Raw genomic sequence first — 26,380 nt, 5'->3', positions numbered from 1 at the left:
TGCGCCGCCGATCACATCGCGTAGCGCGCGAGCAGGTCGGCGCCGACTGCAGGCGGCACGAGTTCTTCGGGGAAGACCATGGCGGGTGTCGCGAACTGGCGGGTCCTCACCACGAACATGGTCCCGAGGTGTGCGACTCCGGTGATCGCCGACGCATGCACTGAGTTCGTCGTCGGGCCCGCCGTCAGGGTGAGGCGATCGAACGAGAACTCACTCGACATCGGCGTGCCCGCTGGAGCGAATCTCGCCCACACGGCGATGATCCGACGGTAGGCCAAGAACGGCAGCGCGGGCGTGAGCACCAGGAGCGCGCAGCCATAGAACAGTGCCGAGGACGACGAGTCGTTTGCCGCCATGAACGCACCGAAGACGACGAGCAGAACGCCGAACCCGCCGAAGACAGCAGCCTGGACGACGAGCTGACGGCGCAGGCAGAGCAACAGGGATTTCGCCGCCCGCGACGACATGTCGGGTCCTGCGATCATCTGGCTGCGCACCACACCCGGGGGTGGAGGCGGCGTCGTCGCGTCGAAGCGGGGGATTGACGGCAAAGTGTCGGGGCCTTGCGACGACGGAACGGTCACGCGATCTCCTCTGACGGGCGAGTGGTCGTCGAAAATGTAGCCGAGAACACCCGGGTCGACGCCGTCGTCGGCCCGGGTGTCGTTCGGCTGACCGAGCGCGAGGGTCAGTCGACGCGGGCTGGCTGTGCGAGAGGGGCAGCTGCGGCGCTCTTTGTGCCGATCGACGATGTCTGCTCAAGGGTTTTGCCGGCTGTCTCCGGTGCCCAGGCGTAGCACACAGCGAGGCCGACGAGGGTCAGGAGAGCGCCGAAGCCCATAGTCGTGCCGATTCCGAAGTGGTCGATGCTGATCGGTAGAAGGTAGGTCCCTGCGGCGGCGCCGATGCGGCTGATGCCGACAGCGGCACCGACCGCTGTTGCGCGAATCTGTGTGGGGAACAGCTCATTTGGATAAATCCACTCGAGGATGCTCGGCCCGCCGGAGGCGAACGCGTATACACAGAAAGTGACGACGACGACCCAGATGGGAGCATTTGGGACCAGCCAGAGGACCAGTAGGGGCATAGCCATGATCGCGAAGGGAACGATCGTCATCTTCCGGCGGCCGATTGTCTCCACCCAGCGAAGCGCTGGGATCGTGCCGACGGCGAACAGCGCGATGATGACCGTTTCAACCACGAGACCCGCCGAGCCCGTGTCGGATACCGAGAACCCTGCGAGAATGACTGGAAGGAACGTCAGCATCGCGTATTGCGGAGTTATCTGAGCCAGGTAGAGGGTTCCGCACATGATCGTGCGTTTGAGGTATCCGCCGCGAAGAATGTCGACGAACGAACCCTTCTGCGTCTCCGGCTCTTCGGTCGTGAGGTCGACTTTGTGACCGTAGATCTGTTCGATGACTGCTTCAGCCTCGGCAACGCGTCCCTTGTTCAGTAGCCATCGAGGCGACTCGGGGATGCCACGCCTCGCGATGACGACGATGATCCCCATCGCCGCTGCGGTCCCCAGCATGATGCGCCAGTCTTGATGACCGCCGGTCGCTCCGACGATGAGCGCACCGACGATATAGGCAGTCGCAGCGCCAACAGACCAGCTCACTCCGGTCAGCCCAATCATGAATCCGCGTTTGCGAGACGGAGTGAATTCTGTGAGCAACGACGTCGCAATTGGATAGTCGGCGCCGATGGCCAGCCCGATGATCAGGCGTAGCGCGATGAGCTGCCACGCATTCTGCACGAATATGCATCCGACGCAGGCGACCACCAGCACTGTGAGATCGAGTGCGTACATCTTCTCGCGCCCGATTCGGTCAGTGAGAGCGCCGAACAACGTCGCACCAAAGAAGATGCCGATGAGCGAGGCCGCTCCAATCAGCCCGACTTCTGCGCTACTCGGCTGGAGGTCGTCCTTGATACCGACCATCGCGACGCCGATGATGCTGAGGACGTAACCATCGAGGAACGGGCCTCCGCAGCAGGCGAGCAACAGTTTGCGGTGAAAGCGCGACGTGGGGGCCTCGTCGATCACACTGAATGTCTTCATTGGTGGACCCTTTTGCTTTTGTCCCTGATGGGAGGCAGTTTCAGAACTCGGATGGGCTGGATGTCTTCCGAAACTGTAAGCGCGCTCACATCTATCCTAGAATGCGACTGCAGTATGAAAAGTAGGTAGCTGGCTATCTGCCAGTCAGAATCTGACGAGTCGAATCTTGTCGATGTACGGATGTAGTCGATGTACGGAGGTATGGGACATGCCGGACCTGACCATCAGTGACCTGGTGGCGATGCGGCAGTTGTCGACGGTCCCTCTCGCGGGAAAGGCAGGGCTTGGTCGACGGCTGGTGTGGGCTCACGTCTGCGAACTGCCGGACCCGTGGAACTGGGTCGGCGTGGACGAACTCCTCATGACCACGGGCATGTGCATTCCGGAGGGTGTCGAGGACCAGCGCAGGTTGATCTCGTCGCTTGCCGACCGCGGCACCGCGGGGATCGCTATCGGCGATGATCAACAGGCGCCGCCGTTGCATACCGAGATGCTCGCCGAGGCCGACAGGCTCGGGTACCCGGTGTTGTTGGTCGGCCATTCGACGCCGTTTGCCGCGATCGGCCGCACGGTCGCGGTAGCGGCCCAGAGCGATCAGATCACCCGGATCGCGCGATTGAGTAAGCTGTACGAGGCCACTCGTTCAGCGACCCTCGGCAAGTCGACACTGCTGGATCAGATCTCGCGCGAACTCGGTATCGAGGTCCACGTCGTGGATGTCGAGGTCGGCTCCGAGGTGCTGAGCCGCCGCACACGTTTGCCACACGAGACGATCTCGCTGATTCGGACTGCTGTGGCCGACAGCCTGCACCGTCTGCCGCCGCGACTACCTGTGGTCGACGGCGAGGACCTGCTTGGCACTGCGTTTCCACTGGCCACGCACCGAACGTGCATGCTGATTGCCGAGGGGCCCGACGATATCGACGTCGACGCATTCGTCTTGCTTCACGCCCAGAGCCTTGTCGCGGTCGAAATCGAACGTGACACACGAGACCGTGAACGAAGCGATGCGTCGGAAGAGAGTCTTTTCCGGCAAATAGTCGACGGGTCGGTCGGCCCCGACGCTGCCGAATCACTCTTGGAACAAATTGGACTTGCCCACACGCAGTGGGTTGTCCTTTGCTTCGACATCGCTGATCTTGGCTTCGTTCGCACGATGATCGGCGATGAGGCGATTCCGAAGATGACGTTGGCTGTCGGTGAGGAGGGCTACCTGCTCGTCGGCAACGCCAATTTCGACCGAGTTGTCGAGAGGCTACAGACGCGCATCGAGGCGATGGGAGTGTCGGCCCGTACGTCCGCGATCGCACGCATCGGCGATGGTCTGCGGCAGTCCCGCTGGGCATTGCATGCCGCACGGGCAGAAGGGAGTACCGTCGCCGAATACTCGTCTGCATCACCGCTCTTCCTGCCAAGAACACTCAGCGAGGCTCACTTCGCAGCGCGAGCAGTTCTCGGCGAACTCATCGACTACGACGCCGAGGCGGAATCGAATCTCGTGGACACGCTCGATGCGTATCTCACGTGTAACCGCAGTTGGTCGGAAACCGCAGAGAGGCTCATGATCCATCGACAAACACTGGGCTATCGACTGAAGAAGATCGAGTCGCTGACCGGACGCAGCACCAAGAGTTCTGCTGATATCGCAGCCTTCTGGAGTGCGCTCGTTGCCCACCGCATCAGTCGGAGTGGTTGATCACCCACTCAGATCACGGCGGATACCTTCAGTGCATCCAACGTTGCTTCTTCCACGGTGCGCGGCGACACGCAATCGCCGATGCCGTGAACCTCGAAAGGTGTCGAGTCGCGAAGCGAGTTGAGAAGCGAATTCTGTTGGATATGACCGAGATTGATGACCAAACCGGATACATCCTCGAGGAGGACGGGGTCAGAGGTCAGTGTGTTCTGCAGATAGACGGTGTCGTCGTCGGCGCCGAACAGGCGGGTGTTCGGCATGATGGTCACTTTTGCTCGCATCGCCGATGCGAGCATTGCGTTGCGTGTGTACTGCTGAAGCATTTCGCCCGCCGTGTATCCGTTGACGCACAGCGTGACTTTTCGACCACCACTGCGCGCGATCATCTCGGCAACCCCTAGTCCAGACCAGTCGCAGCGCCAGTCGGCGACGACGATGTGTCCCTTTGGAAGACCGCTTGCGCTGCTGTTGATCACGTCCCAGGTCGTAGCAACAGGCATCGCGTCGTCGAGTTCGAGGCTGCTGGGTCGATACGGCGTCGCTCCGGTCGCGACGATGACGACATCGGGGTTCTCGCTGCGCACCATCTCAACGTCAACCTCGACTCTCGTCTTGACTGTGACACCGTATCGCTGCAGCTCTCGTTCGAGGTTTGTTGCTGCTCCGCCGAATTCGGCCCGCTGGGGCAGTTGCTCGGCAAGCAGTACCTGACCGCCGACCCGGCCTGACGCCTCGAAGAGCACCACGCGGTGGCCGCGCTGAGCTGCCACCGACGCCGCCTTCATGCCGGCTGGACCGCCACCGATCACCATCACGTACCGGCTCGTGTCGGCTGGTTTCAGCGTGCCGAACTCGAGTTCGCGTCCAGTCTCGGGCCGCTGGATGCACGAGATCGGATACCCGAGGTGGAAGTGGCCGATGCATGCCTGGTTGCAAGCTATGCATGCGCGCACGTCTTCGGCCTGGTGGTTCTGCGATTTTACGGGAAGCTCAGGGTCGCAGATAAGCGCTCGCGTCATCGCGCACGCGTCGGCGGCCCCGGTCGCCAGCACTGCCTCGGCTTCCTGCGGCTGGTTGATCCGACCCGCGACCAAAACGGGTGCCGTCACAACATCACGAATCGTTCGCGCCGAGGGTGCCGTGTATGCGGCCGCAAAGGCCATGGGCGGTGCGATGTGTGTTGAACCGGCCAGCGTCGACGACGTCCCCTCCGTGATGTTGAAGTAGTCGAGCAGTTTTTCTGCATCCAGGCGGCGACATATCTCGATTACCTCGGATTCGTCGACGCCGTCGAATGATTTGTCGGTTGCGGAGATTCGGATACCGACCACGAAGTCTGGGCCGACAGCTTCGCGGACAGTATGAATAATGTTGCGCAGGAAGCGCATCCGGTTGTCGAGAGTGCCGCCGTAGGCATCGCCCCGGAGGTTGAGCTGCGGATTGAGGAACTGCGCGGGAAGGTAGCCGTGACTGGCGACGATCTCTACGCCGTCGAATCCGGCTCGTCGCAGGCGTAGTGCGCCGTCAGCGTAACCACGAGTGATGTCGTCGATCTCATCCTGTGTCATGGCTTTCGGCATGACATGAAAGCGCTCATTCGGTACTGACGACGGTGCGAGGGCGACGGGAAGCGCGCCGTCGGACGACTCCATGATCTCGCGGCCGGGATGGAAGATCTGGGAAATGATCTTGCATCCGAACTCGTGCACGGTCTCCGCGAGGCGCGTGTAGCCGGGAATGCAGTCGTCATCGGTGACCATCAAGACATGCGAAGTGTATCGGGCTGTCTCGTGAATACCGGCGACTTGAGTGACGATGAGCCCGGCACCGCCTTCTGCTCGTGCGCGGTGGTAGGCGACCAATTGGTCGGTGACCAGTCCGTCGTGAACCATGACGGTGTCGTGGCCGGACGAGAAAATCCGATTCTTCAGCGTGATCGGGCCCAGTTCGAGCGGACTGAAGAGCGTCGGGAACTCTGCTGACGTCGAGTCAATGTCTTGTGCCATCGTCATGGGGTGTCCTCTGGGTGGGCTGCGTTCCCGCGGGGATGTGTTGGGGTGTTGCGCGTAGTGCTCGCGACCTCAACGCTGACACACCCACCTCCAGAGCGTGAATGTACGTGAAACTGAAAATGGTCCCAGACGCCGTACTCCAGTACAGGCAGACACTTGCCCTATGGGGTTAGGACCTGGGCGAGCCGGACTGAGCCGGCGGCCGGCCCAGCCCGACGGCTCAAGCCCTCTCGGTGAAGCCTGCGTCCACAGGTAGCTGCACGCCGGTGATGAAGCGCGCGTCGTCGGATGCCAGGAAGCGCACAGCGTTGCTGATGTCCTGCGCTTCGACTAGGTCGACCGGGAGCAGGTTGCCGCTGACATTGTTGGCCATGTCCGGGTTTTCGTCGTACCAGGCGGCGAGTTGCGGGTTGTCGACCATATCTGTTCGCACGCCGGTCGGATGAACGGAGTTGACCCGAATGCTGTGGGGGGCCAGCTCGTTCGCGAAGGTCTTCATCAGTCCGACGACGCCGTGCTTCGACGCGGTGTAGTCGGCCATCGAACGGAGACCTTTGATGCCTGCCGTCGAACTGGTGAGGACGATCGACCCGCCCTCGCCCCGTTCGATCATCGATGGCGCCGCCACTTTGACGGTATTGAACACCCCGGTGAGGTTCGTGCCGACCACATCGGACCACCGCTGCGGATCGATCTCCAGGCTCGACAACGGCCCGAACGAGTACACGCCCGCGTTTGCGCAGACGATGTCGATCTGGCCGAACTGGACCAGCGCGTCGTCGACGAGCGCCGACATCGCTTCGAGATCTCGCACGTCGCCGACCCGTGCGGCGATCTTCCGACCGATCCCCTCGACTGCCGCGACGGTCTCGTCAAGATCCGACGCTGTCGCCATCGGATACGGGATGGCTGGGATCTGCGCACACAGGTCGATGGCGACGATGTCGGCGCCCGCCTCGGCGAGGGTAATTGCGTGTTGTCGGCCCTGACCGCGCGCTGCGCCGGTGATGAGCGCGACCTTGCCCTCGAGTGAAGTCATCGTGCTCCTCTTCTTCGCTCGGTTCACGCCATCGCTTCGGCGTCTGCGAGCCACGGGTAGCGGGCGGTGTCGGCCCCGGCGTAGTCGGGGTCGAGGTAGATGTAGCAGCGCTGGATCTTGTGGTCCCTGATCTCGAAGACGTCGGTCCACCGGCCCGCGTGAGTGACACCTGCGCGCCACTCGGTGCCGTCGGAGGTCACTCCGGAGGTGATTCCCTCTGCGACGACCATGTCGTCTTCGATGATGAACTTGAGATACTCGGGGTAGTGGTGGATCTCGACGAAGAGGCTCGCCACATCGCCGAACATCCGCGCGATCTCTTCTTTTCCTTCTGCGACACCCCATTTGGGGAAGTACACGGTTGCGTCGTCGGCGAATAGGCCGAGCACGTCGCCGCCGTTGTCAAACCGCTTGAAGTACTCGATTGCGACGGACTTCCGCTGCTCTCTCGTCATCGTCTGGGTTGAAATTGTCATCGGTTCTTCCTTTCAGAGTGTGATCACGCGTGAGCGACGTGATCGGTAGCGGCGTGGACGTCGCGATTGTGTCGGGCTGGTTCGGAATGCGCGGCGTGGGCGGCGCGATAGGCGAAGGCGATGATCGGCCCGAGTGTCGCGCCACCTGCCCAATACGCCTGGGCAGATGCGGAGGCGACGCAGTTGCCGACACCGTACAAACCTGGGATGGGCGTTGAATTGTCGTCAAGTACACGACCATTGGTGTCTGTCTTCGGTCCGCCTTTGGTGTCGAGTGTGCCGCCGACGAGCAATGCTGCGTAATAGGGGCCCGAGTCGGAGAGCGGCCACATCGTCGGATTCGTGTGCCCCGGCTCGTCTTTGACCGCGCCGTTGAACATGAGCTGGACGGGCTTCTCTCCGCGATGGAAATCCTCGTCGACGCCGTTGTGTGCGAACGTGTTGAACCGCGCGATCGAGCTCTCCAGATTGGCCAGAAAGTCTTCTGCCAGTGCAGCATTACCGGTTCGGTCGCGGTAGCGCTCGAGACGATCGGCGATGTTGTCGCGGAGTTCCGAGAGCGTGGCGCCACTGATGACGTGTGCGTCGTCGGCACCGGGTGGAGGAATCAGACGCCCGTACTCCGTGTCCGCACTGTTGTCCTGACTGCGTTGATCCCAGATCTGAATCATGACGAGATTCGGGTACTCGGCGCGCTGCGCATCCCAGGTGAAGAATTCTTGCGCGAGTTCGTTGTACTGCAACTTCTCGTTCATCGTCCGCTTGCCGTACTTGTTCACGAACAACGTCGAATCACCTGCGACGCAGAAACTTCCGATGAGCGACGACGGATTGTTCACCGCGCGTTCCAACGAGATCGGACACATCCACGCGTAGTTCATGTTTCGTGTCTGCGCTCCTGCGAATGCCGCGATCCTCACGAAGTCGCCCTCGTTGGTGATAGCCGCGCACCCCGGATACAGCGGCGCCGACAAGAAGTTGCGACGCAACTCGGCGTCGTGCGTGAATCCGCCGGTCGCGAAGATCACCGCTTTGCGGGCCAGCACCGAAATCTTCTCGCCGGCAGCTGATGTCGCCTGAACTCCGACAACCCTTCCGTCCTCGATGATGGTGCGCTGGACTCTGAACCCGAGCCGAATATCGACTCCGTCGCGCACCGCGGACTCGGTCATGCTCTCGATGCTGCGCGCACCTCCGTCGGCCATCGACTCCTTTGCGTCGGTGTGGATGAGTACTCGGCCCTGCGGGGTCTTGTTCTCGTCGATCTCCGACCAGTAGTCGTACGCATCGGGAACGTGGCGGTACGGTAGTGCGCCGCGCGAGTTGAGTAATTCTGCTGCGGGGGAGGCGCTTTCGTAGATCGCACGGTATGCGTCGTACTCTTCTTGCGGAACGCCGAGCGTCGGCTCCGTGGCGTCGTACATCGTTGGTCGCGACAGTCGGGCGACAAACCGGAGGTAGTCCTCTTCACGATCGGTCAGACCGGCTTCGCGCAGTGGGCGATTGTTGGGTACCCAGTACCAAAATGCGGCTTTACGCGCGGTACCCCCGAGCTGGTCGGCCTTCTCCAAGAGAATGACCTCGTCGCCGAGCCATCGACTGAATAGTGCTGCGGGAAGGCCGCCACCTCCGCCGCCCACCACGACGACGTCGGCAACGGCATCGGGCTCGGACGGTGTGGTTGCAGGGGCGGCTGATTCGCGTAGAGCCGCCCGAGTGTTCGGTTGAGGATTGCTCATGGGTGTCACTTTCATGTGCGAGATGTCGTGCGCAGCGTGGCTCGAAGTAGGAGCTTTTCGGTCGCGCTGGCTACCGATCGAAGGTGTGACGCGCATCACCTGTCATCAGGTCTACTCGCTCAGTTTCGGTAACGCAATAGATATTCGAAAATAATTACAGAAGTGACTTCTCGGTCGACCATCCGACGATCGGTGCTCCTTTCGCACACGCCGGGCGGCTGCGCGTTGGCACAACGGGTTGGCCACCAGCGATACTGAATCCATGGCACCGAGTGACACAGCGGGCGGATCGGTCGATCTCCGAACCCAGGTCGTCGCGGCGTCGATCCGTCTGTTCAGCGAAAACGGCTACGAGTCGACGACGGTCGATCAGATCGCGGCCGCCGCGGGTGTGTCGCGCCGAACCCTGTTTCGACAGTTCCGGTCGAAAGAGGACATGATCTTCGCCGACCACGAGGAACTGCTGACCGACGTGGCCGCGCAACTCGCCGACAGTGACGACGTCGACCCGCCGACTGCGGTGTGCGCAGCAGCCGAGCTGGTGTTCACGCACTTTCACAACACCCGTGACCTGGCGGTTCGACGCATGGACGTCGTATCGAAGGTGCCGACACTGCGTGAACGCGAGTTGGTGACGACGTATCGGTACCAGCGGGTTTTCGAGGAGTATCTGCGCAGTCGGCTACCCGACGAGTCGCCGGTCGACATCGTCGCGTTCGCCGCAGCGATCACGTCGGCGCACAACTACCTTCTGCGGTCGATGATCCGCGGCGACGCGGACGCGACGCTCGGTCGGTTGCGTCGAGACCTCGAACGCATTCGGATGGCCCTCGGTGCCAGCGGACGGCCCGAGGTAGCTGTGATCACCTTCCCCGCAGGCGCGTCGGCACTCGAAATCTCGCGGGCGGTCAGCGAAAAGATCGGCTCGACGATCCCTGACTCTGGCACCTGACACTTCTTCGATCACCTGATCATATGAATACGAGCGGGTCGCGAGTGATTCAAGCGCGAAATGGTCGCTGAAGTGCCATGATGTGGTCCGTGGTCGGCGTTGCCTGCCATGTGCTGTAGGTGGCGCGGCACCCGGGGGAGCAGTTTCGAGGAGTCTCCGTGAGTGTTCAGACTCAGCGGTACTCGCACGCGCTGCGTCGGGCGTGGATGGCGCCAGACGGTTACGACGCCGTGGTTGCGTCGATCAAATCCAGCGGGATGGGCGCACTTGTGCGCGGTTGCGTCGGCCTGAGCGTTGTGCTCGTGGCCATCGGCGCAATGCTGTTGCTCGCGGTCGACGGTGGACCGGACACCACCATCGCACGAGCCGTCCTCGTCGCCGACAACGTGATTGCCCTGATCATCGGGATCAGTTGGCTGATCGCTCCGTCCTGGCCGTCGCGTCGGGGCTCTCTCATTCGCGTCTACGCGATGTGCATGTTGTACGGCATCTCGCTGTTCGTGATCGGGATGCCGCTCGTCGGGTTGGTCGGCTCATGTGCGTATGCGGCACTGGCCGCGTATGTCTCGCTTTTCCACAGTGTCCGACATCTGGCGGTGATCCTGGTTGTCGCGGGCGTGTTCATCTCCGTGCTGTATGCGCTTGTTGTCGTTGACCATCACGCGATGCTCGGTCTGTTCATCTGCATGATCGCGGCGGTCACGATCGTCACCGTTCCGTTCGGCCAGCAGGTGGCGGTACTCGTCTTGCGCGACGACGCCGCAGAGTCCGACCACGACCCGCTCACCCGCGCGCTCAATCGGCGGGGTCTCGAGCGCCGATTCGACCTGCTCATTCGCGACCTCTCCACCGAAGACGAACGCCGCGCGATCTTCATCGCCATCGACCTGGACAACTTCAAACGCATCAACGACACGTTCGGCCACGGCACCGGAGACAGAATTCTTTGCGACGTCGTGCGCGCGATCGGGGACGTCGTCTCGCCGCGGGCCCTGGTGGCGCGGACCGGCGGGGAGGAATTCGCCGTCGTGTGTCCGCAGCCTTCGCTCACACGGGTGGAGCAGATCGGCGATCTGATACGGCAAGCGATCGCTCAATCGTCTCCGCAGTACGACGTGCGCGCGAGCGTCGGGCTGTGTCTGGTGACGCTCTGGCCGACATCGACGGTGTCGTCGAGCGCCGACGTGCTCTGCGCTGCGCTCAGCTCGTCGGATGCGGCGATGTACCGCGCGAAGCGCGCGGGCGGTGATCGTGTCGAATGGACGTAAGGGTGGCACCGAGTGTCGACAATGGGCTTGCAGGGCGAGTAATATGACACTCAGTGTCGCGTTCACGGGAACGCATCATCATCCTAAAATCATGTCATCGTTGACTGAATGAGGAGGCTCTCATGGGGTATGCCAACCCCGATTTCGATCTATTCCAGCTGCCAGAAGAGCATCTTGCGCTCCGCGAGGCGATTCGAGCACTCGCGCTCAAGGAGATCGAGCCGCACGCGGCAGACGTAGACGAGCGTTCACGATTCCCCGAAGAAGCGCTGAAGGCGCTGACGACCTCGGGGTTCAACGCGATCCACGTACCTGAGCAGTACGGGGGCCAGGGTGCCGACTCGGTGGCCGCATGCATCGTGATCGAAGAGGTGGCCCGAGTGGACGCTTCTGCTTCGCTGATCCCGGCGGTGAACAAGCTCGGCACGATGGGCCTGATCCTCAACGGATCGGAAGAGCTCAAGCAGCAGGTCCTGCCTTCCATTGCCTCCGGCGAAGCCATGGCGTCGTACGCCCTGTCGGAGCGTGAGGCTGGTTCTGACGCAGCGGCGATGAAGACGCGTGCGCGCAAGGACGGCGACAACTGGGTCATCAACGGCACCAAGTGTTGGATCACCAATGGCGGCAAGTCCACGTGGTACACCGTCATGGCGGTCACTGACCCCGACATGGGTGCTCACGGAATCTCGGCGTTCATGGTGCACAAGGACGATCCGGGTTTCACGGTCGGGCCGCTTGAAAAGAAGCTGGGCATCAAGGGTTCGCCCACCGCGGAGCTGTACTTCGAGGACTGCACCATCCCGGCCGACCGCATCATCGGCGAGCCGGGTACCGGCTTCAAGACGGCACTCGAGACCCTCGACCACACCCGCCCGACGATCGGCGCGCAAGCCGTGGGAATCGCGCAGGGCGCACTCGACCAGGCCATCGAATACACAAAGCAGCGTCGCCAGTTCGACCGCCCGATCAGCACGTTCCAGGGCGTCGAGTTCATGATCGCCGACATGGCGATGAACATCATGGCAGCGCGCCTGATGGTCTACACCTCGGCCGCTCGCGCCGAGCGCGGCGAGAAGAACCTCGGCTTCATCAGCTCGGCGTCGAAGTGCTTTGCCTCCGACGTCGCGATGCAGGTCACCACCGACGCCGTGCAGCTGTTCGGCGGCGCGGGCTACACGCGCGACTTCCCGGTCGAGCGCATGATGCGCGACGCCAAGATCACGCAGATCTACGAGGGCACCAACCAGATCCAGCGCGTCGTGATGAGCCGCGCGCTGCTGCGCTGAGGTCGTTGACGCAGCATTACGCAATTGCACAGTGCCCGCTCGCCGAATAGACGAGCGGGCACTCGTGTCGAGTGCATACCCCTGCGCGTCGTGTCGGTACCGCTCGCCGGCACGGGGGTCGGCCTACCCGCTGATCTGGTCTCTCGATGAGTGACGCTTCGTCCTTGGCGTTGTCCGGCTACCCTCTACATGAATTGCCGTCCGGTGACTCCGACGACCGGTCGGTGAGCGTCTTGTCGTCGAAGGGAGTCCGATGCCGGCGCGGCCGCCGATGACACTGCATCTGATGGATTCGCCCGGGCACCTGATCCGCCGCGCGCAACGCATTCACACCGAACTTTGGTCAAACGAGGTCGGCTCCGAAGTGACCGGACCGCAATATGCCACGCTCGTCGCGGTGGCCGGGTGGGCCGGGGTTGATCAAAAGACCGTGGGAGAGATTGCCTCCCTTGATAAGTCGACCTGTGCAGGAGTGGTGCGCAGGCTCGAACGCAAGGAGCTGATCGCCCGTCGTCGTGATCCCGAGGACGCTCGCCGTCGCATCCTCGAGCTCACTGACGCCGGGCTGGCCGCGATCCCGGACCTCACGACACGCGCACGGCGGGTCCAGCGCACTCTCCTCAAGACGTTGTCGGACAACGACTCCGACGATCTGATTCGACTTCTCCGGATGATCTCGGGGGTGTCGGAGATTGCAGAGTTGCAGAAGCCGCAGCGTTCCGCCGTGCCCACCTTGGCGATGTCGGCCACCCCCGGTTACCTCATTCGGCGTGCCCAACAGGTCCATTCCTCGTTGTGGTCCAACCACTTCGGGCAAGAGCTCACCGGACCGCAGTATGCGGTTTTGGTGGCGGTGGCCGATGCAGGCACCATCGACCAGGTGGCGATCGGGGAACGGGCGTCGCTCGACTCGTCCACGGTGGCCGAGATGATGGCGCGACTCTCCGATAGTGGCTGGATCGAGCGTGAACCCTCGCCCGAAGACCGGCGGCGGATGATGATCGCGCTGAGTGCTCGCGCTACAACCGCTTTGCCTCGTATCACCGCGACGGTTCTGCGAGTGCAAGACGAGTTGCTGCATGCCCTCGACGGAACCGAGCGGGTGGAGTTCGTGCGATTGATGCGAGCTGTTGCCCGCTGCGCTCCGTCGGAAAGCTCGGACGGGGACTTCGAAGCGCTGCGCTGAGTCCTACTGGTCTGCACGCGTATCGACCCGTGAACCCGACCTCTTCTGACCATGGAGGTGTTGACAGTCACAAACAGCGCAGATAGTTTGTACACGTACTATCTAGCAGCCGGGAGGTCGCCCTCTAATGACAATCGTTGAGACCGAGGCGAATACTGACGGCGCTCGCCGTTATGGGTCCGCCGATCCCGAACGAGACGCGCTCTACGCCGACATCGCGCAGCATCATCTGCAGCCGCTCTGGGAGATGAGGGGCTTGCTGACACCGACGCCGCGCGTCGCGAGTCTGCCGTTCCGCTGGCAAGCCGAACACTTGCGTGAACTCGCTTCTCGCTCTGGTGATCTCGTGCCAATCGATCGAGGCGGGGACCGGCGTGTACTTGCCCTGTCCAATCCCGGACTCGGGGGTGCCCCGTACATTTCGTCCACGTTGTGGGCCGCTGTGCAATTCCTGCTCCCCGGCGAACTCGCGCCGGCTCACCGGCACACCCCGGCGGCGCTGCGCTTCATCCTCGACGGCGGTGGCGTCTACACCGTGCTCGACGGTGACCCCGTGGTGATGAACCGAGGCGACCTGGTCCTCACGCCGTCGTGGACCTTTCACGAGCACCACAATCCCGGGAACAGCTCGATGATGTGGCTCGATGTCCTCGACCTGCCGGTGGTCGCCGCACTCGATGCGATCTTCTTCGAAGAGGGCCGAAGCGAGGAAGTCGATCAGAGCGTCGCGCCGCGGTCTGCCGCTGAACGACGATACGGGCAGGGTGCCGGTCTTGCGCCGGTCGATGCGCGCGAGGAGCTGCCCGCGCATTCACCGCTGACCGTCTACCGTTGGGCCGCAACCGATGCCGCGCTGTCGGCGCTCGCGGAGACGTCGACCACCGGCGATGTCTCCCTCCGATTCCGCGACCCGGTCCGTGATCGAGATGTCATGCCGACGCTGCGCTGCGAGATGCGGCGTGTTCGCGCCGGAGTCGCGACCCCGACGGATCGGCAGACCGGGTCCCGCGTGTGCGCGGTCTTCGACGGTCGCGGCACCGTCGACATCGACGGCGAATCTTTCACTCTCGGGTCCGGCGACATCTTCGTGATTCCGTCGTGGGCGCAGCATCGACTGCACGCGCACACCCAACTCGACATCTTCACCACCAGTGACGCTCCGGTTCTCGAGGCGCTGTCGCTGTATCGCTCTGCGACGGAGGCAAACACATGAGCACCCGACACTTCGACACCCTCGTCGTCGGCGGTGGCATCGGCGGTCTCGGTACCGCGCTGGCACTCGCCCGGACCGGCAGGCCGGTCCGCCTCGTCGAGCAGGCCGCCGCATTCACCGAGGTCGGTGCTGGACTTCAACTGGGGCCCAACGCGACTCGCGCGTTCGATCGACTTGGTGTCTTCGATGAGCTGACGGCCATCGCCGTTCATCCGCGCCGTGCGGTGGTGCGGGATGCGGTGACTGCGGACGTGCTCACCGAACTGGATTTCGGCGACGCGTTCCGGCGACGCTACGGCTATCCCTATCTGGTCGCCCACCGCAGCGATATCCTCGATATTCTCCTGCGCGCCTGCCGCTCTCACGATCTGATCACCCTGGAGACCAACCGGCGTGTGATCGCGGTGACCGAGCACCCCAACCACGCCGAAGTGGCCTTCGACGACGGGACGTCCTACACGGCAGGTCTCCTCGTTGGTGCCGACGGCATCCGATCCCGCGTCCGACAACTCCTCGACACCTCCGAACCGGTGTTCAGCGGGCACATCGCACATCGCGGAGCGATCGCCATCGGTGAGATCGCCGACGAGATCAGCACCGACGACGTCGCGCTCTGGATCGGACCGGGCATCCACCTCATGCAGTACCCGGTCCGACGCGGCGAGCTCTACAACCAGGTCGCCGTCTACGAGAGCCCGAAATTCGCACGTGGAGAGAGTGATTGGGGATCGCTGGAAGAGTTCGACCAGATGTTCTCGATCGCCTGTCCCCAGGTCGCCGACAGCCTCACCCGGCTCGACACCTCGCGCGCGTGGCCAGTGTACGACCGGGAACCGATCAGCGACTGGAGCACCGACCACAGCGTGCTCATCGGGGATGCCGCGCACGCGATGCTGCAGTATCTGGGGCAGGGTGCCTGCCAGGCACTCGAAGACGCGCTAGAGCTCGCGCGCAGCCTCGAGACCTTTCCGAAGGACCTCGGGCGCGCGTTCAAGAACTACGAACAGGCCCGTGTACCCCTCGCAGTTCGATGCCAGACCATCGCGCGGCCATGGGGTCGGACCTGGCACACCGACGACCCGGCAATGCTCGCCCTGCGCAACAGGGTGTTTCGAGCTCGCGCCGCCGACGACTACACCGAACTCGACTGGCTGTACCTCGATCGGGAGCCCGTTCTCGCGGCCCGCTGAGCACCACCCGGTGACAACCCCGAGACTCCACTTCACCTCTACGGCAAAGGTTTCAAATCCCTATGAAGATCATCAGCTTCCGTACTTCCGCCGGTGCCGACCGGGTCGGTGTGCTCACCGACGCGGGCATCGCCGACCTCACCCCGTTCGCCGGAGAGGGCAAGGGTCACAGCCCCATTCGACGCCTCCTCCACGCGATCGACGACGGACTCGTGCTCGACGACGCACTGCTGGCGCGCTGCGACGACCACGAGAGCAGCGCCGTCACCGTCGCTCCACTGATCCCCGACCCCGGAAAAATCGTTGCCGCACCGGTGAACTACCGCGACCACCAGAGCGAGATGAACGAGGACTTCAACATCGACGCACTCGGCGTGTTCCTGAAGGCGCCGACGTCGGTTATCGCCCACGGTGGAATCATCCGCCTGCCCTACGACGACCGTCGCTTCGATCAGGAGGGCGAGTTCGCCGTCGTCATCGGAACGACCGCGCGAGATGTGTCGGTCGAGGAGGCCGCCGGCGTGATCGCGGGCTACACGTGCCTGCTCGACATCACCATGCGGGGCGGCGAAGACCGTTCCACCCGAAAGTCTTTCGATACTTTCACCCCGGTGGGTCCGTGGCTTGTCACACCCGACGAGGTCGGCTCGACCGCTGATCTGCGACTGCGCACCACCGTCAACGGCGTGCTGCGCCAGGATGCCGACATCGCCGACCTGATCTGGGGCGTACCGGAACTCATCGCCTACGCGTCGTCGGTGATGACACTGCTTCCCGGCGACATCGTCACCACCGGTACACCTGCAGGGATCGGGCAGATCCATGACGGGGATTCGATCTCCGTCGAGATCAACCGCGTAGGTGCGCTGACCGTCGCCGTCAGCTCTGACGGCGCGGTCGCCTGCCCGACCCGTGGCGCCAACCGCGGGCCGAAGCCACCCGCCGAGATCACCCCGGTCCGCGACCGGATCGGCGCCTAGCCGCCGAAGAAGAGAGGAACCCTCAACATGGCACGTACAAAGCCGTACAAGTGGATCGCGAAGGAAATCGAATCACTCGATCCCGCAATCGATTACGACAGAATCTGGAAGCTCAGCAGCGTGTACTACGTCAACGACTTCCTGATGGACTACATCTACGCCTTCACCTTCCCCAACTTTCTCATCACGGATTGGGGTGCCGAAGCCGTTCTACGGCACGGCGAGGGCAAGATGTACACCAACCCCAACAGGCGCATGGATGACACCAGCCGACACATGCTCGTGTGGTGGGAGAACGGCCCGGACCACGAGTCGACAGCGCGCTCGGTCCGTTCGCTCAACAACTTGCACGCCTACTACGCGAAGAAGTTTCCCGGCAACTTCGGCCACGAGGACGACTACATCTACACGCTCTGCTACGAGGGCGCGATGATGCATCGCCTCCGGCTGCGGCTGGGGATGGCCGGGTTCACCGAGAAGCAGCAGCAGGCGTCGTGGGAATTCTGGTCGCGGATGTGCAAGTTGTTCCGCAATGCCGAGACCGGCGGCGAACTGACCGGATTCCCGAGCGATTTCGCGGCCATGAACGACTACATGGACGAATACGAGGGCCGGGACTGGCCGTCGAATCAATACGGTGCTGAAGTTGCCGAAAGGGTGCTGGAACCCTTTGCGAAGCGGCACTTCCCGAAGCTCCTGCACCCCGTCGCCCGGACGCTGGTGGTCTCGATGCTGCCGGACCCGGTCATCACGGCGCACGGAATGAAACGGCCGTCGAAGTGGGCGGTGGCGGCGTCGCGGCGAGGAGTCCGGTTCGGCCTGTTCATGAGCGAGAAGGTGCTACCCGACCCGATCGAGTCGCTCCCCGAGATCTACCGTCGCCGCAAGGCAGAGGCTGCGGCCGCCGGCGCGGTAGACCGCGCTCCGGCCCGATGCCCACATCCTGCCGGGCAGGCCGCGCAGCAGGAACCGCGCGAAGTCGCCGAAGCACACGAGGCGCACGCCCTCGGTTGATCCGGGGTCCACATACATCACGAAAGGCAGAATCATGACCATTGACCATTCCTCGTTGTTCCTCGGCGGCCGGTGGGTAAAGCCGTTGGGCTCGAGTCGAATCGACGTGCGCTCGGCCAGTACCGAAGAGGTGATCGGCTCTGTTCCCGATGCCACCGATGCCGACGTCGACGCCGCAGTTGCCGTTGCGCGCAGGGCATTCGACGATCCGTCCGGCTGGTCGCACTGGGAACCCGCGCGCCGTGCTGAGGCACTTGAACGGCTCGCTGAAGAGTTCGAGAAGCGCGCCGATGTGATCATCGATCTGATCTCACAGCAGAACGGCATGCCGATCAGCATCGCGCGGCAACTCGAAGCGCCGTTCCCCGGAGCCATCCTGCGCTTCTATGCCGAATTGATCCGCAAGCAGCCGGTTGAGGAGCGTCGCGACGGGATCTTCATTGAATCGACCACGGTGCGTCGTTCGCCGATCGGTGTGGTCGCCGCGATCGTGCCGTGGAACGTGCCGCAGACACTGCTGATGACCAAGTTGGCCCCAGCGCTGGCGGCCGGGTGCTCCATCGTCATCAAGCCCTCGCCCGAGACTGTTCTCGACGTCTTCGAGTTGGCGGAAGCCATTGCGGCAGCGCAGATTCCCGAAGGCGTGGTCAGTATCGTTCCGGGCGGACGGGAACTCGGCGCGTACCTTGTCTCGCATCCCGGTATCGACAAGGTCGCATTCACCGGCTCCACAGCGGGCGGAACCGCCGTCGCCACCGCATGCGCGAAATTGCTGCGGCCGGTCAGCCTGGAACTGGGCGGCAAATCCGCCGCCGTCATCCTCGACGACGCCGACCTCGACCTGAGCCGGATGGGGGAGGCCTTCTTCGCTGCGACGATGGCCAACAATGGTCAGGTCTGCTTCCTCGGCACCCGCGTGCTGGCCCCACGGTCACGCTACGACGAGGTTGTCGACGCGGTCGCGGCGTTGGTGTCGTCGGTCAAGATCGGCGACGCCACCGACGACGACACACTCGTCGGCCCGATGGCCAGTCCCACACAGCAGCAGCGTGTTTCGCGCTACATCGATATCGGGATCAAGGAGGGCGCTCGCGTCGTTGCGGGTGGCGCCGGGATGCCGACGGATATCGACCGCGGATGGTTCGTGCGGCCGACGGTATTCGCCGACGTCGACAACAACGCCACGGTTGCCCGGGAAGAGATCTTCGGCCCGGTGCTGTCGATCATCGCCTACGACTCCGACGCGGATGCCATCGCGATCGCCAACGACTCGGACTACGGACTTGGCGGAACCGTCTGGTCTACAGACGAAGACCGCGCGACATCGGTGGCAGCGGCCATGCAAACAGGCACCGTCGGCATCAACGGCTACATTCCCGATCCGGGCGCACCGTTCGGTGGAATCAAACGCAGTGGGATCGGACGCGAGTTCGGCGCCGAGGGTCTCGCCGCCTACCAGCAGCTGAAATCGATCTATCGGATGCAGTGATTCGAGGCTGAATGCAGCCGGGGTCTGACCGCGGGTCGCGCGGTGGTTCGACGGGGCGTCGTCGTATCAGTGTCGTCAGCCTGCGTAGGCCGGTTGGAACAGCAGGTTGGCGCGCTGCGCCTTGGCGGCGTCGCGGAAGTTCTTCATCGCGCGCGGCATGTGGAAGTTGTTGGTAACGACCACCGCTCCGGTGGCGCCCAGCGACTTGAGCATGCGGACAGTGAACTCGGCGTTCTGGACTGTCGAGGTCGACGCCGACTCGTTCACCATCTGCCACATCGGGACCCCACGATGGATCAGGCCGATGTTCATGAACTGCGCTTCGGACACCGGCAGCCACCAGGTGTCGCCGCCGGACACGATCACACGGTTGAATGGATGGGTGCGCGCAAGCCGGGCACCGACATTCATGCGCTGCTGCAGGATCGCGGGCGGCTGCCCCAACACCCCCTGCTTTGCGCCGAGCACCACGATGTATCGAGTCGGCGGACTCTGCCACAGGAACACACTGTTGGCACTCAACAGGTCTGAGCTGCCGAGATCGACGCTGCCCGCGTTGATGTCGGCGTGGGCAGGAGCAGCGGCGACCACGCCGCCCGCGAGAACTGTCGTCAGGGCCAGCAGCACCGCGGCGCTACGCAGTCGGAGATCTGTTCGTAGACGCATGCGGCCATCGTACGGAGAAGGTTGTGCGCGCTAAAGGCCACAGGGATCACTTCAGCAACAATTCTCACGAATGTAACGTTGCGGTTGGGCGTGTCGACTGGGCGTCTCGTAGTGCCGAGTGGGCGCTCGAGAGTGTCGAGTGGGCGTCTCGTAGTGCCGAGTGGGCGCTCGAGACTGCCGAGTGGGCGTAGCCGGGGGGCGTCGACTTGGACGCGCCAGAAATCGGATGGATCTAATCGAACTATCTCTGCGTCCAAGCACCATGACTCCATTCGATGCATCACACGTAGATTCGCCTGAGGTCGTGAAGCGCAGGGCAACTCTGAGCGTCACCGGTATCAGCGCCAGTGAGTTCGACTCGACGTTCCGTCGGCTTCGCGGCAGCGGCTACATAGCCAAGTCGACGCTGATGACGGCTCGACAACGAATCGTCGCGGTCGCTCAGCAGGCTCAGGGCGACGTCGTGGTCGCTGGCATGGCAGCACTGATCATGCACGGAAGTGTCTGGTACGACGAGGATTTCACCATCGAACTGATCCGCGGCACGAGCTGCTCCGGCCGACCCGCGAAGGGATCCGTCACTCATCGCCTCGACCTCGACCCTGCAGACATCGTGACCATCGACGGAATCAAGGTCACGAGCGTGATCAGGACGGCCTTCGACATCGGCCGCATTCGGTTCGCGTCACGCGCGCTCGGGTACCTCGACGCCCTGGCACGCGCTACCGACCTCGACGTCGCCGCGCTGGCAAAGTACACAGCTACGCAGAAGGGCAGGCGCAACGTGGTGCAACTGCGGCGACTGATACCGCTGATCGACAGCCGAATCGAGTCGCCCACGGAGGCATGGCTGCTCTTGACCATTCTGGAGGGCGGACTACCGGCGCCCGACCTCCAGATCGAGGTTCGCGACGGAACAGGGGAGGTCTACGCGCGCATCGACATGGGATACGAGGCACTCAAGATCGGTATCGAGTACGACGGCGAGTACCACACCAGGCCTGGTCAGCAGGTTCGCGACGCCGAACGTCGCGCACGGCTGCACGACGACGGATGGCTGATGATCTACGTCGACAAGGCCAAGCTCCGCGACAACCCGTACGCCGTCCTAGCTGAGATCCGACAGGCGCTTCACCGGCGAGGTGCGTATTTCGACTAGACCGGGGCGCCCAGTCGGCACGAAGAGACGCCCAGTCGACGCTCTGAGACGCCCAGTCGACGGTCTGGAGCGCCCAGTCGACGCTCTCGAGCGCCCAGTCGACCTCAGAGCGCTACGTACTTCGTCGTCAGGTACTCGTCGATGCCCTCGGAGCCGCCCTCGCGGCCGATGCCCGATTGCTTCACGCCGCCGAAGGGTGCTGCGACGTCGGAGATCACGCCACGGTTGACCCCGACCATCCCGACGTCGAGCTTCGACGCGACGCGCATGCTGCGGTCGAGGTCGCGGGTGAAGAAGTAGCCGGCGAGGCCGTACACGGTCGAGTTCGCTGCGGCGATCGCCTCGTCCTCGGAGTCGAAGGTGCTGATCACCGCGACGGGGCCGAAGATCTCGTCGCGGGTGACCGGTGCGTACGCGTCGACCTGATCGATCACCGTCGCGGGGTAGAAGTACCCCTTGCCCTCCGGAGCCTTGCCGCCAAGGCGAACCCGACCACCATGTGCGACAGCACTTTCCACCGCCGCGGCGACCTTGTCGCGCTGCGCCGCGGTCACGAGCGGTCCGAGCGTCACGCCCTCCTCGTAGCCGGGTCCGAGTCGTACCGCCGACATCTTCTCGATCAGCTTGTCGGTGAACTCCTCCGCAACCCCGGACTGGATCAGAAAGCGATTCGCCGCGGTGCATGCCTCGCCACCGTTGCGCATCTTCGCGAGAAACGCGCCCTCGACAGCCTTGTCGATGTCAGCGTCGTCGAACACGACGAATGGTGCGTTGCCGCCGAGCTCCATCGACGTCCGCTGCACCCGCTCCGCGGCCTGTGCCATCAGATTTCGACCCACCGGTGTCGAACCAGTGAAGCTGATCTTGCGGATCCGGTCGTCGGTGATGATGGCCGACGCTACGCCGCGTGCGTCAGTGGTCGGCAGCACCGACAACACGCCCGCGGGCAGTCCTGCTTCGGCGAAGATCTCGGCCAATGCCAGCATGGTCAGAGGTGTCTCGTGTGCTGGCTTGACCAGCATGACGTTGCCGGCAGCCAATGCCGGGCCGATCTTGCGCGTGCCCATCGCCAACGGGAAGTTCCACGGCGTGATCGCGAGCGACGGCCCAATAGGCCCGTGGCTCACCAGGATTCGACCGGTGCCCGCGGGGGACTGCGTGCAGCGACCGTCGATCCGAACGGCCTCTTCGGCGAACCAGCGCAGGAACTCGTTGCCGTACTTGGTCTCCGAAAGGCTATCCGGCAGTGCACGACCCAGCTCGAGCGTCATGATCATGGCAAGGCTGTCGGCCCGGTCGGCGACCAATTCGAAAGCGCTACGCAGGATTTCGCCACGCTCGCGAGCAGGAGTCGCTGCCCATGAATCCGCGACGGCGACAGCGCGGTCGAGTGCGTACACGGCGTCGTCGACGCTGGCGTCGGCAACTGCGGTCAGCGTCTCTTCGGTGGCTGGGTTGATGACGTCGAATGTCTTGCCGCCCTTGGCCTCGACCTCCTTGCCGTCGATCCAGAGGCCGGTGGGTATTCCGTCGAGTACGGCCTGCGGGTCAAGCACCTGGGTGCTGGTCATGCGAGTTCCCTTCGTGATGGCAGTGAGTCGGGGGCGACGCCTCGACGTCGAGAGAGGGGTTGCGATCGAAGAAGCCGAATGGCTTGAGCCAGAACGACACCGTGTCGGCCGGCATCACCGGCCAGTCCTCCGGACGGGTGATGTGATGGATTCCGAACGTGTACCACAGCACGACGTCGGTGTTCTCGATCGGTCGATTTGCTTTGGTCCACTCGCCGAGTCCGGTGTCGCGCTCGGACTGATTGACGAATTCGCCTGCGGGCCAACGCTCGTCGGGATGGTTCGGGGTCACCCAGAGCGAGTGTCCCATGACGGTTGCACGCTGGAAGATCGGCGACGCGGGGTCGAACATCGCCGGGAATGCGCCTGTCGGAACCAGCTTGTACGCGGGATTCAGGCCCAACGCTGTTGTCTTGTTGGGATTGGCGATCTTCCACGATTTCTGCGTCGCGAAGTTGGGGTCCTGCATGCCCTCCGTCTCGGTGAGCAGCGGCGTGTTCTGTTGCACCAGACCGAGACCGAGCGGATTGTCGGGACCCATCGGCTCGACGAGGGTCTCGCTGGCGTACACGGTGTTGTCGGAGCCGTCGATGTCGAGATCCATTCGCGCAACGAGGAAATGCTGGTGGAACGGGGCGTACGTGCGGTTATCGACCGTCGTGCCGTGTGGATTCGACGTCACTCCCGGAGGCATCGGTGTGGTCACCATGATGCCGGTGGCGCGTACCTCGCATTCGATGTTGCCGTCCTGATAGAAGCGCCAGTAGACGAGGTACTCGTAATTGGCAACGGTGACATGGAAACTCACCGTCAACCGACGCATACGACGCACCTCGGCGCCTGCGTCGTGATCGACGTGCTTCCACAGCACGGCGTTGTCTTCCTCGTGGATGCAGATCGCGTTCGTGATGGTGTATGGCTCACCCGCACTGTTGTGCAGCGTGGCGTCGAGGTATCGGATCTCGCCGAGGCAGTCGCAACCCAGCTCGAGCGACGTCGTCATGAAGCCGAGGCCCCACTCGCCGATGTCGAAAGCCGTACGGCGGTAATGGTCTTCGCTGGGATCACGGTAGGGGACGACCATCTCGGCGAAGGAGAGACGATGCGCGATCTTGCGCACGTTCCCGCCGTCGTCGTAGGTGACGGTGTGCAGGGTCATGCCCTCGCGGTAGTTGAAACCCACACGCAGCGACCACTTCTGCCACGTGAGCTGATTGCCGTCGAGCGTGAACGACGGACCGTCGGGCTGGGTGATCTCCAGTGGCTTGAGCTCGGGTCGGTTGAATGTGTCCCGAATGCGTTGTGGGATATGGCGCGGAACGTACTCGCCCATCACTTCCGGCTGGTCGAATCCGCCGGTGTCTTCGATGCGCAGCAGTTCCATCGTGTTCACGTCGATCACACAGTGCAGTCCCGCGACCGGGTTCGCGTACGGATTCGTGCCCTCACTGTTGCGCACCCAGGTGTCCGACCAGCCGAGGCGTCGACCGCGGTACTCGTCGGGGATCACCGCGCCACCATAGGTCCACGTATCCATGAAAACGCCGTCCAGATCGGTGATCCCGCGTCGAGCCAGCGCCGCCTGGACGTCGGGGTGCGCGCGCAGGACGCGGTCGCATTCCTCGAACTCGTCGACGGTGAAGTTCGCCTGGACGTCGGGAATCAGCTCGAACGAGTCGACGCTGCCACCCGAGATCGACACGAACGACTTGTACGTCGTGTTCTCTCCTGTGTTGAAGCAGACGACCACCGCTCGACGCGGCGGAAGCGTGCCGTCGGCGTCGAATGCGGCGAGTTCGGTCTTCGTCGGCTCCGCGAGTTCGATTGACGCATAGCGCCAACCGTCGCCGACCCCCTGCTCGCTACCGAGTAGGGCTGTGACGGAACGGAATTCGTCGGCGGTCAGCGGATCGAGGGGATGCGGTTGGTCCAGGGGATGCGGGGACACGACTCTCCTTAGTGATCTGGCAACGAACTAGCAGGTCAGGCGTTGTCCTTGAGTGCCTGGCACAGCACCGCCAGGCCATCGCGCAGCAGGTCGTCGCCGATGACCAGCGGTGGCAACAGACGTAGCACGTTGCCGTAGGTGCCGCAGGTCAACGCGACGACGCCCTGGGCGAGCGCCGCTTTGGCCACCGCGGCGGTGAGGTCGGGATTGGGTTCGCGAGTTGCGCTTCCGTCCTCGGCAGGCGTGACCAGTTCGACGGCCATCATCGCGCCGCGACCGCGGATCTCACCGATCACGGGCAGGCCCGCACCGTCGAGTTCGTCCTTGGTGGCCGAGAGCGTCTCGGTGATGATGGTTTCGATGTGCCGCGCACGGCCGCACAGGTCGAGCGATTCCATCTGGTCGATGGCGGCCAGCGCCGCAGCGCACGCAACGGGATTGCCGCCGTAGGTGCCGCCGAGTCCGCCGCCGTGCACCGTGTCCATGATGTCGGCGCGGCCGGTCACCGCAGACAGCGGCATTCCGCCGGCGATGCCCTTGGCCATCGTGATGAGGTCGGGCGTGACGCCCTCCTGCTCACACGCGAACCACGTTCCGGTGCGGGCGAATCCGGCTTGCACCTCGTCGGCGATGAACAGCACGCGGTGCATGGTGCACCACTCGGCGAGCGTCGAGAGGAATCCCGGTGCGGGAACGATGAATCCGCCCTCGCCCTGGATCGGTTCGATGACTATCGCGGCGGTGGTCTCTGCGCCGACCTGCTTCTCGATCATCGAGATCGCGCGCTTGGCCGCGGCGACACCGTCGCTGCCGAGTTCGTCGCGGTAGGGATAGCTCATCGGCATCCGGTACACCTCGGGCGCGAACGGACCGAAGTTGCGCTTGTACGGCATGCTCTTGGCCGTCATCGCCATCGTCAGATTGGTGCGCCCGTGGTAGGCGTGGTCGAAGGCGATGACCGCGTTGCGTCGTGTCGATAGGCGGGCGATCTTGACCGCGTTCTCGACGGCCTCGGCGCCCGAGTTGAACAGCACGGTGCGCTTCTCGAAGTCGCCCGGGGTGATCTCGTTGAGCTTCTCGGCGACGGCCACGTAGCCCTCGTACGGCGTCACCATGAAGCAGGTGTGCGTGAAGTGCGCTGCCTGCTCGGCGACGGCCGCCGCGACGGCTGAGTTGCTCGCGCCGACGGATGTGACGGCGATGCCGGAGCCGAGGTCGATCAGCGAGTTGCCGTCGACGTCGACGATCACTCCGCCGTCGGCGTCGGCCGCGAAGACGGGAACGCTGGAGCCGACGCCCGCGGCGACGGCACCGAGTCGGCGTTGCCCGATCTCCATCGAGCGTGGGCCGGGCAGTTCGCTGACCAGCTTCCGCTCCTGGGGCAGCCGGTAGACAATGTCGGTTGCTGTGGTCATGGACACCAGTGTTCGC

The 26,380-nt window shown here is 63.5% G+C and carries 21 protein-coding genes; 11 read left to right on the top strand and 10 right to left on the bottom strand.

All coding sequences use genetic code 11. The annotated features are described in order from the left end of the window. Positions 1-11 precede the first annotated feature (11 nt). Both RND64_RS18280 and RND64_RS18275 read right to left on the bottom strand, forming a co-directional pair. The gene (locus RND64_RS18280) at positions 12-584 is read right to left on the bottom strand and encodes a hypothetical protein (RefSeq protein ID WP_331436243.1); all 573 of its coding nucleotides are present in this window, start codon (positions 582-584) and stop codon (positions 12-14) included. A 104-nt stretch (positions 585-688) separates the two neighbouring features. Then, on the bottom strand, positions 689-2,065 hold the full coding sequence (locus tag RND64_RS18275; RefSeq protein ID WP_331436242.1) for an MFS transporter: 1,377 nt from the start codon (positions 2,063-2,065) through the stop codon (positions 689-691). 208 nt (positions 2,066-2,273) lie between these two features. On the opposite strand from RND64_RS18275, the gene RND64_RS18270 reads away from it, so the two are divergent. Beyond that, the gene (locus RND64_RS18270) at positions 2,274-3,761 is read left to right on the top strand and encodes a PucR family transcriptional regulator (RefSeq protein ID WP_331436241.1); all 1,488 of its coding nucleotides are present in this window, start codon (positions 2,274-2,276) and stop codon (positions 3,759-3,761) included. An 8-nt stretch (positions 3,762-3,769) separates the two neighbouring features. On the opposite strand, the gene RND64_RS18265 is transcribed toward RND64_RS18270, so the two are convergent. From RND64_RS18265 to RND64_RS18250, 4 genes are all read right to left on the bottom strand, one after another. After that, positions 3,770-5,767: an oxidoreductase gene (locus tag RND64_RS18265; protein ID WP_331436240.1), complete on the bottom strand. Its 1,998-nt coding sequence runs from the start codon at positions 5,765-5,767 to the stop codon at positions 3,770-3,772. 226 nt (positions 5,768-5,993) lie between these two features. Further along, complete coding sequence (locus tag RND64_RS18260; RefSeq protein WP_290727378.1) at positions 5,994-6,812, bottom strand: mycofactocin-coupled SDR family oxidoreductase; 819 nt, start codon at positions 6,810-6,812, stop codon at positions 5,994-5,996. Between the two features lie 23 nt (positions 6,813-6,835). Beyond that, the gene (locus RND64_RS18255; protein WP_331436239.1) at positions 6,836-7,288 is read right to left on the bottom strand and encodes a nuclear transport factor 2 family protein; all 453 of its coding nucleotides are present in this window, start codon (positions 7,286-7,288) and stop codon (positions 6,836-6,838) included. Positions 7,289-7,311: 23 nt separating this feature from the next. Then, the gene (locus RND64_RS18250) at positions 7,312-9,027 is read right to left on the bottom strand and encodes an FAD-dependent oxidoreductase (protein ID WP_331436238.1); all 1,716 of its coding nucleotides are present in this window, start codon (positions 9,025-9,027) and stop codon (positions 7,312-7,314) included. Positions 9,028-9,289: 262 nt separating this feature from the next. Between RND64_RS18250 and RND64_RS18245 the strand changes: the two genes are divergently transcribed. From RND64_RS18245 to RND64_RS18205, 9 genes are all read left to right on the top strand, one after another. After that, positions 9,290-9,979: a TetR/AcrR family transcriptional regulator gene (locus tag RND64_RS18245; protein ID WP_049700857.1), complete on the top strand. Its 690-nt coding sequence runs from the start codon at positions 9,290-9,292 to the stop codon at positions 9,977-9,979. A 158-nt stretch (positions 9,980-10,137) separates the two neighbouring features. Next, positions 10,138-11,247: a GGDEF domain-containing protein gene (locus tag RND64_RS18240; RefSeq protein ID WP_331436237.1), complete on the top strand. Its 1,110-nt coding sequence runs from the start codon at positions 10,138-10,140 to the stop codon at positions 11,245-11,247. A 122-nt stretch (positions 11,248-11,369) separates the two neighbouring features. Then, the gene (locus RND64_RS18235) at positions 11,370-12,533 is read left to right on the top strand and encodes an acyl-CoA dehydrogenase (RefSeq protein WP_049700780.1); all 1,164 of its coding nucleotides are present in this window, start codon (positions 11,370-11,372) and stop codon (positions 12,531-12,533) included. Positions 12,534-12,819: 286 nt separating this feature from the next. Further along, positions 12,820-13,719, top strand: a complete 900-nt coding sequence (locus tag RND64_RS18230; RefSeq protein WP_331436236.1) for a MarR family winged helix-turn-helix transcriptional regulator — start codon at positions 12,820-12,822, stop codon at positions 13,717-13,719. Between the two features lie 127 nt (positions 13,720-13,846). Then, complete coding sequence (locus tag RND64_RS18225; protein WP_331436235.1) at positions 13,847-14,932, top strand: cupin domain-containing protein; 1,086 nt, start codon at positions 13,847-13,849, stop codon at positions 14,930-14,932. After that, complete coding sequence (locus RND64_RS18220) at positions 14,929-16,122, top strand: FAD-dependent monooxygenase (RefSeq protein ID WP_331436234.1); 1,194 nt, start codon at positions 14,929-14,931, stop codon at positions 16,120-16,122. The genes RND64_RS18225 and RND64_RS18220 overlap by 4 nt, the downstream gene beginning before the upstream one ends. A 62-nt stretch (positions 16,123-16,184) precedes the next feature. Continuing rightward, positions 16,185-17,102 carry a fumarylacetoacetate hydrolase family protein gene (locus RND64_RS18215; protein ID WP_331436233.1) on the top strand — a complete coding sequence of 306 codons (918 nt, stop codon included), beginning with the start codon at positions 16,185-16,187 and terminating at the stop codon, positions 17,100-17,102. 27 nt (positions 17,103-17,129) lie between these two features. Then, positions 17,130-18,116 carry an oxygenase MpaB family protein gene (locus RND64_RS18210; protein WP_331436232.1) on the top strand — a complete coding sequence of 329 codons (987 nt, stop codon included), beginning with the start codon at positions 17,130-17,132 and terminating at the stop codon, positions 18,114-18,116. Between the two features lie 34 nt (positions 18,117-18,150). Continuing rightward, on the top strand, positions 18,151-19,605 hold the full coding sequence (locus RND64_RS18205; protein WP_331436231.1) for an aldehyde dehydrogenase: 1,455 nt from the start codon (positions 18,151-18,153) through the stop codon (positions 19,603-19,605). 75 nt (positions 19,606-19,680) lie between these two features. On the opposite strand, the gene RND64_RS18200 is transcribed toward RND64_RS18205, so the two are convergent. After that, the gene (locus RND64_RS18200; RefSeq protein ID WP_331436230.1) at positions 19,681-20,271 is read right to left on the bottom strand and encodes a YdcF family protein; all 591 of its coding nucleotides are present in this window, start codon (positions 20,269-20,271) and stop codon (positions 19,681-19,683) included. Positions 20,272-20,575: 304 nt separating this feature from the next. Between RND64_RS18200 and RND64_RS18195 the strand changes: the two genes are divergently transcribed. After that, entirely contained in the window at positions 20,576-21,430 is an 855-nt protein-coding gene (locus RND64_RS18195; RefSeq protein WP_331436229.1) for an endonuclease domain-containing protein, read from the top strand. A 104-nt stretch (positions 21,431-21,534) separates the two neighbouring features. On the opposite strand, the gene RND64_RS18190 is transcribed toward RND64_RS18195, so the two are convergent. Genes RND64_RS18190 through gabT form a run of 3 tightly spaced genes read right to left on the bottom strand, consistent with a single transcriptional unit; the run spans position 21,535 to position 26,364 of the window. Further along, the gene (locus RND64_RS18190; protein ID WP_331436228.1) at positions 21,535-23,001 is read right to left on the bottom strand and encodes an NAD-dependent succinate-semialdehyde dehydrogenase; all 1,467 of its coding nucleotides are present in this window, start codon (positions 22,999-23,001) and stop codon (positions 21,535-21,537) included. Beyond that, positions 22,979-24,949, bottom strand: coding sequence for a primary-amine oxidase (locus RND64_RS18185; protein ID WP_331436227.1), 1,971 nt, complete (start codon positions 24,947-24,949; stop codon positions 22,979-22,981). Before RND64_RS18185 ends, RND64_RS18190 begins: the two co-directional genes overlap by 23 nt. Positions 24,950-24,984: 35 nt before the next feature. Beyond that, on the bottom strand, positions 24,985-26,364 hold the full coding sequence (gene gabT, locus RND64_RS18180; RefSeq protein ID WP_290727366.1) for a 4-aminobutyrate--2-oxoglutarate transaminase: 1,380 nt from the start codon (positions 26,362-26,364) through the stop codon (positions 24,985-24,987). Positions 26,365-26,380 lie beyond the last annotated feature (16 nt).

The organism is Gordonia sp. w5E2 (assembly GCF_036540975.1).
In the GTDB taxonomy this organism is placed as follows: Bacteria; Actinomycetota; Actinomycetes; order Mycobacteriales; family Mycobacteriaceae; genus Gordonia; species Gordonia jacobaea.
The sequence above is the reverse complement of the archived record's forward strand: the minus strand, read 5'-3'. Positions and strand labels throughout refer to the sequence as shown.